1 protein-coding gene is annotated in these 223 nt (G+C 65.0%); it reads right to left on the bottom strand.

What is annotated here, in order from left to right; translation table 11 throughout:
• Positions 1–223, bottom strand: a 223-nt coding sequence (locus tag E4K09_RS24065; protein WP_134500191.1) for a hypothetical protein, incomplete at both ends; no start/stop codon positions are given.

A 223-nucleotide genomic window follows, 5' to 3' on the forward strand; every position in this document is an offset into this window, starting at 1 on the left:
TCTTCCGAGAGCATCGAGTTGATGACCTCATAGCGGGCTTGGGTTTCCGAGATGTGGTTGAGCGGCGTGTAGCGCTCCTCGTTCTCCTGGTCCGTGAGAACCGAGTGGCGCGGAGAGAAGGTGCCGCGCTCCACATCCTGGCCGGACAGGCGCACGCGATGGCCTTCGAGCAGGAGCGAACCGAAGGCAAGCGCCTCGGCCATGGCCCAGTCGAGCCCCTCGC

It is taken from the genome of Microvirga pakistanensis, from assembly GCF_004458765.1.
GTDB lineage: Bacteria > Pseudomonadota > Alphaproteobacteria > Rhizobiales > Beijerinckiaceae > Microvirga > Microvirga pakistanensis.